We start from the raw sequence: 15,658 nt of genomic DNA on the forward strand, positions 1-15,658 counted from the left end.
GCCATGAACCACACACTTGAGCACGGGTTTGAAACCGCTATCTGCCAGCATCTTGCCACCTCGGGATGGACGTACGTGGACGGGGCGCGCGACACCGGGTTCGACCCCGACCTCGCCCTGTTCCCTGGGGACGTGCTGGACTGGCTAGCCACCCAGTACCCGACTGAATACGCCAAAGTCTGCCCACCGGACTTGGGAGAGGTAGCGACCAAGGCCGCGCAACACCGGCTGCTGATCTACCTGTCCAAGTTGCTGGGTAAGGCGCCGCAGAAGAACCATACCAAGGGTGGCACCATCGGCGGCCTGCTCGGCGTGCTGCGCGACGGGTTCAGCTACATGTCTGCAGCTCACGGTAAAGCCACCTTCGGCCCCATGGCCGGGTTCTACCCCACCAACCCACTGCTCACCGAGGTGACCGAGCGTGCTGACGCGAACCGACTGCGTGTTATCCGGCAAGTGCATTTTGACACCCGCCCGGGCAACAACGAGACCATCGACCTCGTGCTGCTACTCAACGGAATCCCAGTGGCCACGCTGGAGCTTAAGACAGACAACACCCAAACCATTGAGGACGCGATCCGCCAGTACAAGAAGGACCGCAAACCTGGCAAAACCCGCACCCTGCTGCAACCAGGACGATGCCTCGTGCACTTCGCCGTGTCCAACACCGAGGTGCAGATGGCAACTGCACTTGCAGGAGACAAAACATTCTTCCTCCCCTTCAACCAAGGCAACGGCGAAAGCGCAGGCAACCCGCCGTGTGCGGACGGCTCCGAGACCTCGTACCTGTGGCGGGACGTCCTCGCACCCCGCAGCCTGCTCCAAATCTTGTCCACCTACGCCATGTGGCAGCCCTCGGACAAGGGCGGATACTTGGTGTTTCCCCGCTTCCACCAGCGCCGCGCGGTGGAAAACGTCATCCGCGACATTGAGGTCGCGGGCGTGGGCCAGCGCTACCTGATTCAGCACTCGGCGGGCTCGGGCAAAACCAAAACCATCGCGTGGCTGGCTCACCGCCTGGCCCGGCATTTTAGCGGCGAGATCAAAACTTTTGACTCGATCATCATTATCTCCGACCGGCAGGTGCTCGACCGCAACCTCGCGGACGAAATCAAACTCCTGCCCGCGTCGGCTGGCCTGGTGGTGAACGTTGATGCGAAGCAGGGCGCGAAGTCGCCGCAGCTCTCGAAAGCATTGCGGGAAGGCGGCCATATCATCACCTGCACATTGCAGACCTTCCCCGTCGTGAAGCAGCTGCTTGATAGCGATTCGAGCCTAGCCAATCGCCGTTGGTGCGTGATCGTGGACGAAGCGCACTCTTCCCAAAGCGGCAGTTCCAGCTCCGCATTAAAAGAGCTGTTGGCGCAGGTCACAGGCGCTGATGTTGCCGATTTGAACGAAGCTGATGACTCCGACTCTCCAGTCGAGGCACGTTTGGAAGAAACCCTGGCTGCACACCGCTCGCCAGTGGAACAACTCATCGAGGCAAAGCTAGCTGCGCAAGACCAGGCGGCCAGCGCAGCCACCAACATCACCTTTGTTGCGTTCACCGCCACGCCGAAGCCAAAGACGATGCGCATTTTCGGCACCTACGATCCAGAGACGGACACGTGGAACGCCTTCGATCACTACACCATGGCTCAGGCTATCCAAGAGGGCTTCATCCTGGATGTTCTGACCAACTACACCACGTACAGCAATTACATCCGTATCGCGGACTCCATGAGCCGCGATGAAATGGTGAACAAGGGTGAGGTTGTGGGTGAAATCGTGCGCTACGCCCGCGAGCACCCCACCAATATTGCCCAAAAGGTGGCGGTCGTGGTTAACCACTACCGTGATAATGTCGCTGGGCTTCTTGGCGGGCAGGCACGAGCCATGGTGGTGGCGGCCACGCGCGAGTCCGCGTTCCACTGGTGCAACGAGATGAACAAATACATTGCCAAGAACAACTGGCAGGACGAATTCAAGACTCTCGTAGCATTCTCCGGTTCGCTCGATGTTCCTGCCCCCAAAAAGCCAGTGCGTACACCTGAGATGACGGATGAGCAGTTTGCCCAGCTAGTGGAAGATTACGAACTCGATCTTGCCCAGCGCGAGGGACGCGCCACCGCCGATGGAACGTACACAGAAGCCTCGTTTAACGGACTATCCGATACGGAGGGCGCTTACAAAGATTCGGATAGTCCGTACCGGGTGCTGATCGTGGCCAATAAATTCCAGACCGGCTTCAACGAGCCACGCCTGTGCGCGATGTACGTGGACAAAAAGCTCTCGGGTGTTGCAACCGTGCAAACCCTGTCTCGTCTCAACCGCACGTTCCCGGGTAAGACAGACCCGATGGTGCTGGACTTTGTCAACGATGCCGATTCGATTCTGGCTGATTTTCAGAAGTTTTACACGGCCGCCACCTTGTTCGGCGATGTGGAACCGTCAGCATTGTTCGAGGTTGCCGAGCGTATCGACGGTGCCGGTTTTTACACCGCTTCCGACATCGAGGCAGTTGCGGTAGCTGCCACCGGAGATGAGGTAGACCACGAGGTGTTCCGCTCGACCATCTCCCCGATTGTCCATCGCTGGAATGAGGGACTGCGTCAAGCGCGACTAAGCGGAGATGAAGACGAAGTCAACCGCCACAAGGCCTTCCGATCTGACCTGCACACCTATGTAAAGTCCTGGGAATTCTTGTCGCAGATCGTCAATTTCCAAGACACCACCATGCGCAAGCGCGCCATTCTGGCATCCTATGTGTTGCGTAACCTTCGATTGGGCCTGTCCGATGTCATCGACGTGTCCTCGGTAGACATCATTGGCATTGCGGTGGCCCCGAAGTCAGTGTCCGAAAACCTGGGCCTGACTGACGGTGACGGTCAGCTGGAAGTACCGACCTTAGGAGGAGGAACCGCGCCGGCCGATTCTTCCCTGGGTATCGCTTTCACTGAGGCCGTGGATGAGGCCAATGCGATTCTCACCGCTGCGGGCATTCCTGCATCTAACAAGGCAGTGCGCGGGTTCGTCATGCAAGTGTGGGGCACCTTGGCACCTAATCAGTCAGTGGCGAAAATGGCTGCTGAGAACACAGCTAGCCAGCTGGAGCACGCTCCTGCGTTTGAGCAGGCAGTGGTCGGTGCTTTGATCGAGGTCATGAACGAATCGCGGGAGATCCAAGAACTGTTCCTCAGCGATGATGTCTCCCTCAAGGGCCTGAAAAAGGTACTGGCAGGACTCGCCCACAATGCAGTGCGGCAGGAGGAGTCACAGAGATAAGTCTCGAGCCAGACAATTATCAATTTATCAACCCGTGCATTTTTATCAATTTATCAATACACTTGCGGTATGTCTCACAACCCGTTCCGCCCGACCTTCGGCGCTTCGCCACGCTTTTGGGCTGGCCGCCGCACGGCTCTGACCCAGTACCACGACGCCATCCAGGGCCCTGCCGGCCACCCGGACCGCTCGATTGTCATTTCGGGTTCTCGTGGCATCGGCAAAACGGTGCTGCTCACGGAGCTAGAAGACATTGCCCGCAGCCACGGCTGGCTGGTGCTGCGCGTCCCCAGCGCCCCTGGTTTGGTTGATCGCCTGGTCAATTCGATTATCCCCACTGCCCGCCAGGAGTTCCGCGGCCGCCAGTCCAACACCCGCGTCACTGGGGTGAAGCTGCGCATGCTGGGGGTGGATACCGAAACGTCCTTTGAGGACGCACCAGTGCCCACCCTGTCCTCTGAACTGCGGGGACTGCTCGCGGAGCTCACTCCGCACGGCACGGGCGTGGTTATCTCGGTCGATGAAATCCAGGACTGCGACCCCGCTGACCTGCGCGAACTCGCCACCGCCTACCAGGATCTCATTCGCGATGATCTGCACGTCAGTCTTATCGTTGCGGGGCTCACCCATGGCGTCGATAAGCTGCTTGACTTGCCCGGCACCACCTTCATGCGGCGTGCGCGCCACTTCGAGCTCGGCCCGCTTACCGACGACGATTCCCGCGCCATCCTCGTCGAATCCGCCACCGGCACCTCCCACGAATTCACCGCAGCTGCTGCCGACGCCGCCGTCGCCCTTGCGAAAGGCTACCCCTACCTGCTGCAACTCGTCGGGTCGCTCGCCTGGGAACGCGCTACCGGCAGCATCATCGAAGACGACGTCGCCGCAATCCGCACCGAAGCCATCGCCACCATGGGTCGCCAAGTACACCAGCCCGCCGTCAAAGGCCTCCCGGAACGACAGCTCGAATTCCTCCACGCCGTCGCACACCTCAGCAACGACGGCGCACCCGTACGAACCGCAGAAGTAGCCTCACTCTTGGGACGCCCCATCACCGCGCTCAGCGATACACGCGCCAAACTCATCGCCCGCGACCTGCTCGAATCAGCGGGCTGGGGCAGCCTGCAATTCGTCCTCCCCTACTTCCGGGAATTCCTGCACACCGGGTCCCGGCCGACCAGAATTCAGTGACCATTTTTTGATGAGGGTTCGCCGGCTAGGGAAACCTCTTCCCTGGGTGCAGGCCTAGGTGGGTAAAAAGCTAGGCCCCGACATTACGCCCCCGAGAATGCCCCAAAAGCACCCCAGAAACCCCGAACTTCGGGAGGGTAATGTCGGGGACAACGCGGAACAGCCATTCCGCTACCGCCACAATTTTCTCCAGTGAAATGATCCCAGCCAGTTCCCTACTACAGCCCGGCCACATCCCCGATCACGATGACGGCTGGTGGCTGCACGCCTTCTGAGACCAGCGAGGCTCCCAGTTCTCCCAAGGTGGTGCGAAAGCCCGTTTGCGCAGCTGTGGTGCCTTCTTGGATGACGGCTACGGGGGTGGATTCGGGGCGGCCGGCGTCGATAAGCGCGCTGGCGATGGCGCCGCCGTTCTTTACGCCCATGATCACGACGAGGGTGCCGCCCGTTTGTGCGAGCGCCTCCCAGTTGTTCAGGGAGGTCGGGTGTCCGGGTGGGACGTGGCCGGAGATGACGGTGAAGGAATGCACCATGCCTCGTTGGGTGACCGGTACACCGAACACGGCAGGGACGGATATGGCAGATGTGACGCCAGGGACTACCTCGACGGTGATGCCAGCCTCCGCGCAGGCTTGGATCTCTTCAAAACCGCGGCCAAAAACGAACGGATCCCCGCCTTTCAGTCGCACCACCTTCTTACCCGCCTGGGCGTGTTCCACCAGCATGGCGTTGATTTTCTCCTGCGCCACCTGCCGCCCGTAGGGCAGTTTGGAGCAGTCGATCACTTCTTTGGCGGACAGGTCGCAGAGCTTGTCCAGTTCGGCGGTGGGACCCAGGTGGTCGGCGAGGATCACGTCGGCGTTTTGCAGCGCGTGCATGCCACGTACCGTGATGAGGTCCCACGCTCCGGGACCGCCGCCAACCAAGACAACTGGGTGTTTTTCCATAGCCACTAATTTTACTGCGCGGTTTTCGCCGCCACGCATTGGGCAACGAAACGCTCGATTGCCTGCGGGCAGGACGCCGGGTGCACGTGCAGATAGGAGGCATGGATCGTCTCCGAGACGAACCCTTCCGCCCGGTTGGATCCGTCCCAGGCGCGCCAGCCCCACGCCGGGGCGAAACCGGCTACCGATTCCTCGGTGAGCGCGGTGTGGTGGAACTCGTGCCCGGTGACGCGCTCCCCCGCCTGGTACAGCACGCTGTCGGTCAGCGCGACGGCCTCCCGGTACCCGAGGGTGAGTCGCCGACGCATCGCGGCGTGCGTGGGGATCAACCCGACCATGGGGTGCGCGTCGAGGGTCTCTACCAGCCACAGCAGTCCGGCGCATTCGCTGTGAATAGGCTTGGTGCGGACGTGCGCGCGGACAGCGTCGCGCAGGTCAGCGCGAGCACTGAGCTTTTCGACGTGCTCTTCCGGGAATCCACCCGGAATGATCAGCCCGTCGCATTCCGGGAAATCATCCACCAGCGGGTCAAAGTCAATCACGGTCGTCCCAGCGGCGGCGAGGATCTCCCGGTGCTCGGCGTAGGCGAAGGTGAAGGCTGGGCCCCCGGCGAGCGCAATGCGCGTCTGTTCAAAGGTGCGCACTCCCGGAGTCCAGGCTGGCCCCTCATAGCTGCAGGCGGCAAGTTCCACAATCGCGCCCAGGTCGCAGTGTTCGGCCACCAGGTCGGCCATGCGATCTACCGCGTCACGGGCTTTTGCCCCGTGTTCCTCGGCAGTAATCAAACCTAGGTGTCGGGAAGGAACCTCCACCTTGTCTACCCGCGGGATGGCACCAACGACGGTAATGCCCGCTGCTTCCACAGCGTCACGGCACACGGCGGCGTGCCGCTCCGAACCGACCTGATTCAGGATCACGCCTCGAATCGCGATGTCGCTGCGTTCCTGGGTAAATCCCCGTACCAGGGCCCCGACGGACTGACTCATGCCGCGCACGTCCACGACCAAAATCACTGGCAGGCCAAGCTCGGCGGCGATGTCGGCTGATGACCCGGCGGGGTGACCGCCGATCCGGCCGTCGAAAAGCCCCATGACGCCTTCCACCACGGCAATGTCCTTGCCGGCAGCGCCGTGCGCGTAGAGCGGTCCGATGAGGCCGGGGCACATGACCATGTCTAGGTTGCGGCCGACCTGCCCGGTAGCGAGGCTGTGATAGGACGGGTCGATGTAGTCCGGCCCGACCTTGAACGGCGCCACGGTGCGGGTCCGGGCCAGCGCCGCCATCAGGCCGGTCGCGATCGTGGTTTTGCCCGTCCCGGAGCCGGTGGCGGCGATGAGGATGCCCGGTGTTACCACTCGATGCCCTTTTGTCCCTTGCGTCCCACGTCCATGGGGTGCTTGATCTTTGTCATCTCGGTGACCAGGTCCGCGACCTCGATCAGCTTCGGGTCTGCGTCCCGGCCCGTGATCACCACGTGCTGCGTGCCCGGACGGTTGCGCAGTGTCTCCACCACATCGTCCACGTCGATCCACCCCCACTTGATCGGGTAGGTGAACTCGTCCAGCACATAAAAGTCGTGTTCCTCGGCCATGAGGCGGCGTTTGACTTCCTCCCAGCCATCGCGCGCATCCTGGGCGTGGTCCTCATCCGAGCCCTGCTTCTTGGCCCACGACCAGCCCTCGCCCATCTTGTGCCACTCGACGCTGCCGGGCTCCAGCTCACCAAGGCGCCTAAACACCGCCTCCTCGCCCACCTTCCATTTCGCGGACTTCACAAACTGGAACACGCCCACCTTCATGCCCTGGTTCCAGGCACGCATGGCCATGCCGAACGCTGCGGTGGACTTGCCCTTGCCGGGGCCGGTGTGCACGGCCGTGATCGGTAACAGTCGGCGCTGCTTGGTGGTTAATCCGTCATCAGGGATGTTCGCGGGATCTACTTTTCCTTGCGGCATGGCCACACTCCTTTTCGTTAGTAACGCTCGAGTTTACCGATACCCGCTACAAGGCATCGATCACGCCGACCACATTGTCGGCGCTGAGTTCAGACAGGCGCAGGCACACTGCGTTCATCTGCTTCGCCAGTTCCCGCGCCAGGCCCAGCTGCACGCGACCTGGTTTCTCGCAATCGATCACCACGGGCGCGGCGAGCCGGCGGGCCGCGATGGTGTGCGCGGCCTGGCGAGCTCCCTCGAGGCCGGAACCGCCGGTGGCGCGCCCATCCGAGATCACGATCAGGATCGGTCGCCTCCCTGGTTCCCGCCGGTGCTCACGTTCCATCAATTCATGGGCTTTGAGCAGGCCCTCACCCAATGGGGTGCGCCCGCCGGTGGGGAGGCCATGCAGCCGGCGCACTGCCACATCAATGGACGAGGTAGGCGGCAGCACCACTTCGGCGTCCGCGCCACGTACCGTGATCACGGCGACGCGATCTCGGCGCTGGTAGGCGTCGCGAAGCATGGAGTGCACTGCCCCGGTGACGGCTGCCAACCGGTCCTGGCCCGCCATCGACCCGGAGGAGTCCACCACGAACACAATCAGGTTCGCCTCCCGGCCGCGCCGCAGCTGCCCGCGCAGGTCCTGGGGCCGGAAATCAATGAGGCCTTCCACCACCCGGCCACCGCGGTTCGCCGCGGCGAGCACCGTGCCCACCACGTGTAGCCCATGGCCGCCCTTGACCGCGCGCACGCTCGCGCCCTGCGGAGTGTACGCATAGGAGCGACGGCCCGGCACCCCTTCCGCGCCGGTGCCGGCGCGACGCACCAGCCTAGGAGCGAAACTGAGCGCCAGTCTCGGCGCTACCTACCTTCCCATCCGACGGCGGTTCCTCGGGTTCCTTCTCGGGCTGCGCTGGTGGCTCGTTGGGTTCCGGTTCTGGCTCCTCAGGTGTGTCCTCGCGGGCGTCATCCAGGGCTTGGTCCAGTTGCTCCTCGTCCAGGCCGGGCTCATCAAACGGGTCACGGCGCTTGCGATGCGGCAGCGTGAGTTCGGCGGCGGCCTTGATGTCCTCCTCGGCAACCTCAGTCGCGCCACGCCAGGCCGCGTGGGCCTTCGCTGCCCGGGCAATGACCAGGTCAGCGCGCATTCCGTCCACATCAAACGCAGCACAGACATGGGCGATGGTGCGAAGTGCCTCATCGCCGAGCGTGACCTCCAGCGACTTCGCCTTAGCGATCCGCGCACTCAGCTCCGCGGTCTCCTGCTGCCACTGCGCAGCAAACGCCACGGGGTCTGCTTCAAAAGCGAGGCGCCGCCGCATAATTTCAGCACGCTTGTCGACGTCCCGAGACGCCACCACCTCTACCGCCAGGCCGAACCGGTCCAACAGTTGCGGGCGCAGCTCCCCCTCTTCCGGGTTCATCGTGCCTACCAGCACAAACGACGCCGGGTCAGAGTGGGAAATTCCATCGCGTTCCACTGTGACGCGGCCGGTAGCGGCGGCATCGAGCAGGGCGTCGATGAGGTGATCTGCCAGGAGGTTCACCTCGTCCACGTAAAGCACACCGCCATGAGCTTGGGACAGCAATCCCGGCTGGAATTCGGTGTGGCCGGTGGTGAACACCTTTTCCACGTTGAGGGACCCCACCACGCGATCCTCGGTAGCGCCGAGCGGCAGGTTGACTAATGGGGCGCCTTCCAAGAGGGCAGCGAAAGCGCGGACGGTGGTGGTTTTGGCGGTTCCTTTTTCGCCGCGAACGACGACGCCCCCGATCCGGGGGGAAATCGCGTTGAGGATCAAGGCCAGCTTGAGCTGATCTTGTCCAACAACTGCCGCGAAAGGGAACCCCGGATCAGGGGTGAGAGTCACTGTGATTAGTCCTCCAGCTTCAGGGTCTTCTGGGTGCGCTCCCAGACCTCGTTGAACAGCTTCGGATCACCGGAGAGCTTCACACCGTAGGTAGGAACCATTTCCTTCAGCTTTGGACCCCACTCGATCATGCGGTTGCCGAAGCAGCGCTCCAGCACCTCGATCATGGCGGATGGGGCGATGGAAGCACCTGGGGATGCGCCGAGCAGGCCGGCGATGGTGCCCTCTGGGTTGTTGATTAGTGCGGTACCGAACTCCAGGGAACCGAATCGTGGGAAGCCGGCAGGCTTGATGATCTGGACGCGCTGACCTGCGATAACCAGCTCCCAGTCCTCCGCCTTCGCGGTTGGCATATACTCGCGGAGGGACTCCAGGCGAGCAGCCTCATCCTTCATCACTTCGGTGACCAGGTACTTGGTCAGGCCCATCTCCTGCACGCCAACGCCCATGTAGGACGGCAGGTTGCCTGGGCGGAAGGACTTGAACAGGTCCAGGTAGGAGCCCTGCTTCAGGAACTTCGGGGTCCAACCAGCGTATGGGCCAAACAGCAGGCCCTTCTTGCCGTCGATCACGCGGGTGTCCAGGTGAGGAACAGACATTGGTGGGGTGCCCACGGAAGCCTGGCCGTAGACCTTCGCGGCGTGCTGCTCAATGAGCTCCTCGTTGGTGCAGCGCAGCCAAGCGCCGGACACTGGGAAACCGCCGTAGCCCTTGATCTCCTTGATGCCGGACTTCTGCAGCAATGGCAGTGCCATGCCGCCAGCACCGACGAACACAAAACCAGCCTTCACGGTCTGGATGTCACCGGTGTGGACGTTCTTGACGGTCACCTTCCACTTGTCGCCGTCGGCCTTGATGTCCTTGACCTCGTGGCCGTAGCGGACCTCAGTGCCACCCTTTTCAGCTGCGGCCAGGAACTGCTTGGCCTGGGCACCGTAGTTAATGTCGGTGCCCTCGTCGAACCAGGAAATGTTGACCTTTTCAGCGTCAAAGTCACGGCCCTTAGCCATCAGTGGCAGGAACTCGGCGAACTTCGAGTCATCGTCGGAGTACTGCATTCCCTGGAACAGGGTGTGCTTGGAGAGCTTTTCATAGCGCATCTTGATGTACTTAACCTGGTCATCACCACGGCCGAAGGCGACGTGAGGAACCGGGTTAATGAACTCGCGAGGGTCGGTCAGGATGCCATTCTCAACCTGGTGAGACCAGAACTGACGAGAGACCTGGAACTTCTCATTGATGTTCACAGCCTTGGAGATGTTCACTTCACCGTGCTGCAGTGGCGTGTAGTTCAGCTCGCAGAGCGCGGAGTGACCGGTACCCGCGTTGTTCCACGGGGAGGAGGACTCCTGAGCTGGGACATCCAAGCGTTCAAAAATGATCTGAGACCAGGTTGGCTCGAGTTGTTTCAGCATCGCACCCAGCGTGGCGCTCATGATACCTGCGCCGATGAGGACAACATCCGCCTCGTCAGTTACCTTTGCGCTTACTTTAGCTTCGGACACTGTAACTCAACTTCTTTCATCAACTGTGCGTATGTATAGAAACCCCGGACTACTAGTGCCCTGAGGTGGACTTCCCATTCGTGTTGCCAGCCCAAAAGCCGGACAAACAAGTCCGTTACCAAACAAGCTTACGCGCAAAAATTGCAGCTTTGGTAAAACTTCCCCCACAAATTGGGAATTTTCACCCCAATGGGAATATGCAGTCCGGTCCGTCATTGCTAGGCAAATCTCACTACTATGCCTACCAGGACCCCAACACTTAAGAAGGAGCGCTACGTGGGCAAGCACTACGACATCATCATCATCGGCACTGGTTCCGGCAATTCCATCCCCGGCCCCGAATTCGATGACAAGTCCATCGCGATCATCGAGAAGGGTACCTTCGGCGGCACCTGCCTCAATGTCGGCTGCATTCCCACCAAAATGTACGTCTACGCGGCGGATATTGCCCGCACCATCGAGGAATCCGGCCGTTACGGAATTAAGGGGCAGTTCGAGGGGGTGGATTGGGCGTCGATAAGCAAGCGCGTCTTCACCGACCGCATCGACCAAATCGCCGCAGGTGGCGAGGCTTACCGACGCGGACCTGAAACCCCCAACATCGACGTCTACGACCAACACGCGCGTTTCATCGGCCCCAAAACCATCCGCACCGGATCTGAGGAAATAACCGGCGACACCATCATCATCGCCGCGGGGTCGCGCCCCCAAATCCCCGCGGCTATCGCCGAATCCGGGGCCCGCTATTACACCAACGAAGACATCATGCGCATCCCTTTGCTCCCTAAGCGCATGACCATCGTCGGCGCCGGCTTCATCGCCTGCGAATTCGCGCACGTCTTCTCCTCCCTCGGCGTATCCGTGACGCAACTGGTGCGCAGCGACCGCATGCTCCGCGGCCTCGACGACGACATCGCCGCCGCCTTCCAACGCGCCGCCGAAACCCAATGGGACGTCCGCTACGAAGTCGAAGTCACCGCAGCCACCGACACCGGCGTCACCCTCAGCGACGGCACCGAGCTGGAACACGACATCCTCCTCGTCGCCACCGGACGCATCCCCAACGGCGACCAAATGGACCTCCACCTCGGCGGCATCGACATGACTGAGGGGTCTATTAAGGTGGACGAATACGGGCGCACCACCGCCGACGGAGTCTGGGCACTCGGCGACGCCTCCTCCCCCTACCTCCTCAAGCACGTCGCCAACGCCGAAATGCGCACCGTGCGACACAACATCCTTCACCCCGATGACCTGCGCCCCATGCCACACGACCACGTCCCCGCCGCCGTGTTCACCCACCCCCAAATCGCCTACGTCGGACTCACCGAAAAAGAAGCACGTGAAAGCTACGACGTAACCGTGAAAGTCCAAAAATATGGCGACGTCGCCTACGGGTGGGCAATGGAAGACACCACCAACTTCGCCAAACTCATCGCCGACAAAAACACCGGATGCCTCCTCGGCGCCCACATCATCGGCCCCCAAGCCTCAACCCTCATCCAGCAACTCATCACCGTCATGGCCTTCGACCTCGACTGCCGCGACGTAGCCACCAAACAATACTGGATCCACCCCGCACTGCCGGAACTCATCGAAAACGCGCTGCTGGGGTTGGAGTTTTAGGGTTCTTGGGACTTTTCGAGACCTGTTTTTCGAGACTCGGTGAATAAAACCCCTAAAATACCCCAAAACATCGACGCCTGCTCCCAGTCTCGAATTCCAGGACTCGCACATTGCCCGAGAGAACACCCACAAGCCAAGTTGCTTGCGTTGGCACCACAGGAATTGTCCCCAGCGCTTGTTCGCCAGTCGAATTTGCCCCATGTTAGGAAAAACACCCTTCTCGCGACCAGGCATTTTGATGTAGCACAGTGTCTAACATGGGGCAGATAATGTGAAGCACGACCTCAACATGGAAAGGCCCCGCACACACAAACCATCTGACACTCTCCCCCACAAAACTCGAGACCTGTTTTTCGAGACTCGGAGAATAAAACCCCCAAAACACCGCTTTGGGCCCGAACCACTCCGAGTCTCGAATTCCAGGACTCGCACATTCCCCAAACCGCGGCCGGGAGAACACCCACAAGCCAAGTTGCTTGCGCTCACACAACCAGAAATGTCTCCAGCGCGTGTTCGCCAGTCGAATTTGCCCCATGTTAGGAAAAGCACCCTTCTCGCGACCAGGCATTTTGATGTAGCACAGTGTCTAACAAGGGGCAGATTATGTGAAGCATGACCGCAATATGGAATGGCCCCGCACACAAACCATCTGACACTCTCCCCCACAAAACTCGAGACCTGTTTTTCGAGACTCGGTGAATAAAACCCCCAAAACACCGCTTTGGGGCCTGAACCACTCCGAGTCTCGAATTCCAGGACTCGCACATTACCCAAACCGCGGCTGGGAAAACTCTCAGAGATTGAATGCGTGCGCTGACACGCAGCCAACTAAGCCCCAAAGCCTCAATTAGCAGATCCCCGGGAAGCACAACCCGGATCTCGGGCGTAAAACTAGCTGCACAGCTGCTATTTTTCCCTTTCTGCCCCGAAACCCGGGGAACGCTTCCCGGGTTTCACAAGAAACACACACAAGGAACACACAAGGAACACACACCAAGAACCACACCTAGACCACACAAAAACAACTACCCCAGCAATCCGTCCAGATTCCAGTGCTGCTCAAGTGTGTCGGCAATGAGGTCGAGTTGGCGGAGTCGTTCGGCATGGAAGGACATGTCTGGGTCGACGACGAACCCCTCTTTCCCCACGGCGGCCGCGACCCACGTGAGGAAGTCTTTCCGGAACGCATCGTTTTCGAGCTGTCCGTGCCGGTGGGTCCCTCGAAAAACGCCTTGAGCTGCACCTTCATCGTCGATCCATGGTGCTTCGGTGGTGCGAGTTACTTGTCCGTGGTGGACTTCGTAGGCGCCGCCGTCGTGCCTGATGAGGGTTTTTTCGGGGGCGAAGGTGATGTCGGTGTCAAAAATCCCGAGTCCTTGTTCGGTGCCGATTCCTTCGACGGGGTCGTCGATAAGCGTGCACATCATTTGGTAGCCGCCGCAGATGCCGATGGTGGGCTGGGTGCGTGCGGTGATCGCGTCGGCGATGCCGGTTTCCCGCAGCCACCGCAGGTCAGACAGGGTCGCTTTGGAGCCGGGCAGCACCACGAGGTCGGCGTCGGCGATGAAGTCGGGGTCCACGGACCAGGTGACGCTGACGCCGGGTTCGCAGGCGAGGGCTTCGACATCGGTGGCGTTGGAGATGCGGGGCAGGCGCACGGCCGCAACCCGCAGCCGCTGATTACCGACGCCCCGAGTCGCGGGCCCAATCGTCGTCCCGGCTGCTGATTGGAGGGAGTCCTCGGCGTCCACCCACAGCCCGTTGATGAAGGGCAGCACCGCGACGGTCGGGATGCCGGTCAATCGCTCGAGCTCGGCGAGTCCTGGGTCCAGGATGGTTTGGTCGCCACGGAACTTGTTGATGATAAATCCCTTGATGCGTTCGCGATCCTTCGGCGCGGAGATGAAGTAAGTGCCGTAGAGGTGCGCGAGGACGCCGCCGCGGTCGATGTCACCGACGAGGTACACGGGAAGATCGGCGGCTTCGGCGAGCCCGAAATTCGCGACATCGGTTTCTCGGAGGTTGATCTCCGCCGGCGATCCGGCGCCTTCACAGACCACGATGTCGAACTGCGATTCCAATTCCGCAAGGCAAGCGGCTGACACTTCCCGCAGGTGCGCGCGATGCTCGACGTAATTCTTCGCACTGACGTTACCGACCGCCAGCCCCTTAACCACCAACTGGGAGGTGCGGTCTGATCCCGGTTTGAGCAGCACTGGATTAAACCGTACATCGGGTTCCAGTCCACAGGCGAGAGCTTGCAGCCCCTGGGCGCGGCCGATCTCACCGCCGTCTGGGCACACCACCGAGTTGTTGGACATGTTTTGTGCTTTGAAGGGCGCCACTTTGAGGCCGCGGCGGGTGAGGGCGCGGCAGAGTCCAGCAACGACGATTGATTTTCCGGCGTCAGAGGTGGTGCCGGCGATGAGGAGGGCTGTCATTTAGATGTCTTCGTCGGGGATGGTGAGGATTTCGTTGCCGTTGTCGGTGATGACGATGGTGTGCTCGAATTGGGCGGTGAACTTGCCGTCGCGGTTTTGGACGGTCCAGTCATCGTCCCAGATGTCGTAGTCGAGGCTGCCGAGGTTGATCATCGGTTCGATGGTGAGGGTCATGCCCGGTTCGAGGATGTCGGTGTAGGCGTCAGAGTCGTAGTGCAGCACGACGAGCCCGTTGTGGAAGGTGGGGCCAACACCATGCCCGGTGAAGTCGCGCACGACGTTGTATCCGAAGCGCTTGGCGTAGGACTCGATGACGCGCCCGATCACGTTGATTTGTCGTCCCGGTTTCGCCGCCTTGATGCCACGCATGGTGGCTTCCTTGGTCCGCTCGACGAGGAGCCGGTGTTCTTCGGCGACATCGCCAGCGAGGAAAGTAGCGTTGGTATCGCCGTGAACGCCGTTTTTGTAAGCCGTGACGTCGATGTTGACGATGTCACCGTCCTCAATCACCGTGGTGTCGGGAATGCCGTGGCAGATGATCTCATTGAGGGAGATACAGCAGGATTTGGGGTAACCACGGTAGCCGAGGGTAGATGGGTAGGCGCCGTGGTCGCACATGTACTCGTGGGCGACGCTGTCCACATAGTCGGTGGTGACGCCCGGCTGTACTTCCCTACCCGCGACGACGAGGGCGTTGGCTGCGATGCGGGAAGCTTCGCGCATCGCTTCAATCACCTCAGGGGTTTGGATGAGGGGTTCGCCCATGGCTTCCTGGACGCTGTTTTTCCACGCGTACTCCGGTCGTTCGATGTGCTTGGGAACTGTTCGGATGGGGGTTGGGGTGCCGGGAGTAAGTTTCGTGGTTCTAGTCATG

General features: G+C 61.0%; 11 protein-coding genes. 3 read left to right on the top strand and 8 right to left on the bottom strand.

Annotated features, from left to right (window positions below; genetic code table 11):
- The first annotated feature begins 3 nt into the window (after nt 1-3).
- Together HW450_RS01905 and HW450_RS01910 are read left to right on the top strand one after the other, a co-directional pair.
- Complete coding sequence (locus HW450_RS01905; RefSeq protein WP_182386348.1) at nt 4-3,267, top strand: type I restriction endonuclease subunit R; 3,264 nt, start codon at nt 4-6, stop codon at nt 3,265-3,267.
- A gap of 69 nt (nt 3,268-3,336) precedes the next feature.
- The gene (locus HW450_RS01910) at nt 3,337-4,458 is read left to right on the top strand and encodes an AAA family ATPase (protein ID WP_182386349.1); all 1,122 of its coding nucleotides are present in this window, start codon (nt 3,337-3,339) and stop codon (nt 4,456-4,458) included.
- Between the two features lie 218 nt (nt 4,459-4,676).
- On the opposite strand, the gene cobA is transcribed toward HW450_RS01910, so the two are convergent.
- From cobA to mqo, 6 genes are read right to left on the bottom strand one after another with little or no spacing between them, the layout of a single operon-like run.
- Complete coding sequence (gene cobA / locus HW450_RS01915) at nt 4,677-5,405, bottom strand: uroporphyrinogen-III C-methyltransferase (protein ID WP_232843299.1); 729 nt, start codon at nt 5,403-5,405, stop codon at nt 4,677-4,679.
- A gap of 11 nt (nt 5,406-5,416) precedes the next feature.
- Complete coding sequence (locus tag HW450_RS01920) at nt 5,417-6,760, bottom strand: cobyrinate a,c-diamide synthase (protein ID WP_182386351.1); 1,344 nt, start codon at nt 6,758-6,760, stop codon at nt 5,417-5,419.
- On the bottom strand, nt 6,754-7,359 hold the full coding sequence (cobO, locus tag HW450_RS01925) for a cob(I)yrinic acid a,c-diamide adenosyltransferase (RefSeq protein ID WP_182386352.1): 606 nt from the start codon (nt 7,357-7,359) through the stop codon (nt 6,754-6,756). The genes HW450_RS01920 and cobO overlap by 7 nt, the downstream gene beginning before the upstream one ends.
- A 46-nt stretch (nt 7,360-7,405) precedes the next feature.
- Nucleotides 7,406-8,170, bottom strand: a complete 765-nt coding sequence (locus HW450_RS01930) for a vWA domain-containing protein (RefSeq protein ID WP_182387259.1) — start codon at nt 8,168-8,170, stop codon at nt 7,406-7,408.
- Nucleotide 8,171: 1 nt separating this feature from the next.
- Complete coding sequence (locus tag HW450_RS01935) at nt 8,172-9,212, bottom strand: ATP-binding protein (RefSeq protein ID WP_182386353.1); 1,041 nt, start codon at nt 9,210-9,212, stop codon at nt 8,172-8,174.
- A gap of 5 nt (nt 9,213-9,217) precedes the next feature.
- A complete protein-coding gene (mqo, locus tag HW450_RS01940; protein ID WP_182386354.1) occupies nt 9,218-10,717 on the bottom strand; it encodes a malate dehydrogenase (quinone) in 1,500 nt (499 codons plus the stop codon).
- A gap of 237 nt (nt 10,718-10,954) precedes the next feature.
- Here mqo and mtr point away from each other — a divergent pair, with 237 nt between their 5' ends.
- On the top strand, nt 10,955-12,343 hold the full coding sequence (mtr, locus tag HW450_RS01945) for a mycothione reductase (RefSeq protein ID WP_182386355.1): 1,389 nt from the start codon (nt 10,955-10,957) through the stop codon (nt 12,341-12,343).
- A gap of 1,025 nt (nt 12,344-13,368) precedes the next feature.
- Here the strand turns inward: mtr and HW450_RS01950 are convergent.
- Both HW450_RS01950 and map read right to left on the bottom strand, forming a co-directional pair.
- On the bottom strand, nt 13,369-14,784 hold the full coding sequence (locus HW450_RS01950; protein WP_182386356.1) for a cobyric acid synthase: 1,416 nt from the start codon (nt 14,782-14,784) through the stop codon (nt 13,369-13,371).
- Nucleotides 14,785-15,657 carry a type I methionyl aminopeptidase gene (map, locus tag HW450_RS01955; RefSeq protein ID WP_182386357.1) on the bottom strand — a complete coding sequence of 291 codons (873 nt, stop codon included), beginning with the start codon at nt 15,655-15,657 and terminating at the stop codon, nt 14,785-14,787. It lies immediately after the preceding gene.
- Between the last annotated feature and the right edge of the window lies 1 nt (nt 15,658).

This window comes from Corynebacterium hindlerae (assembly GCF_014117265.1).
Taxonomy (GTDB): domain Bacteria; phylum Actinomycetota; class Actinomycetes; order Mycobacteriales; family Mycobacteriaceae; genus Corynebacterium; species Corynebacterium hindlerae.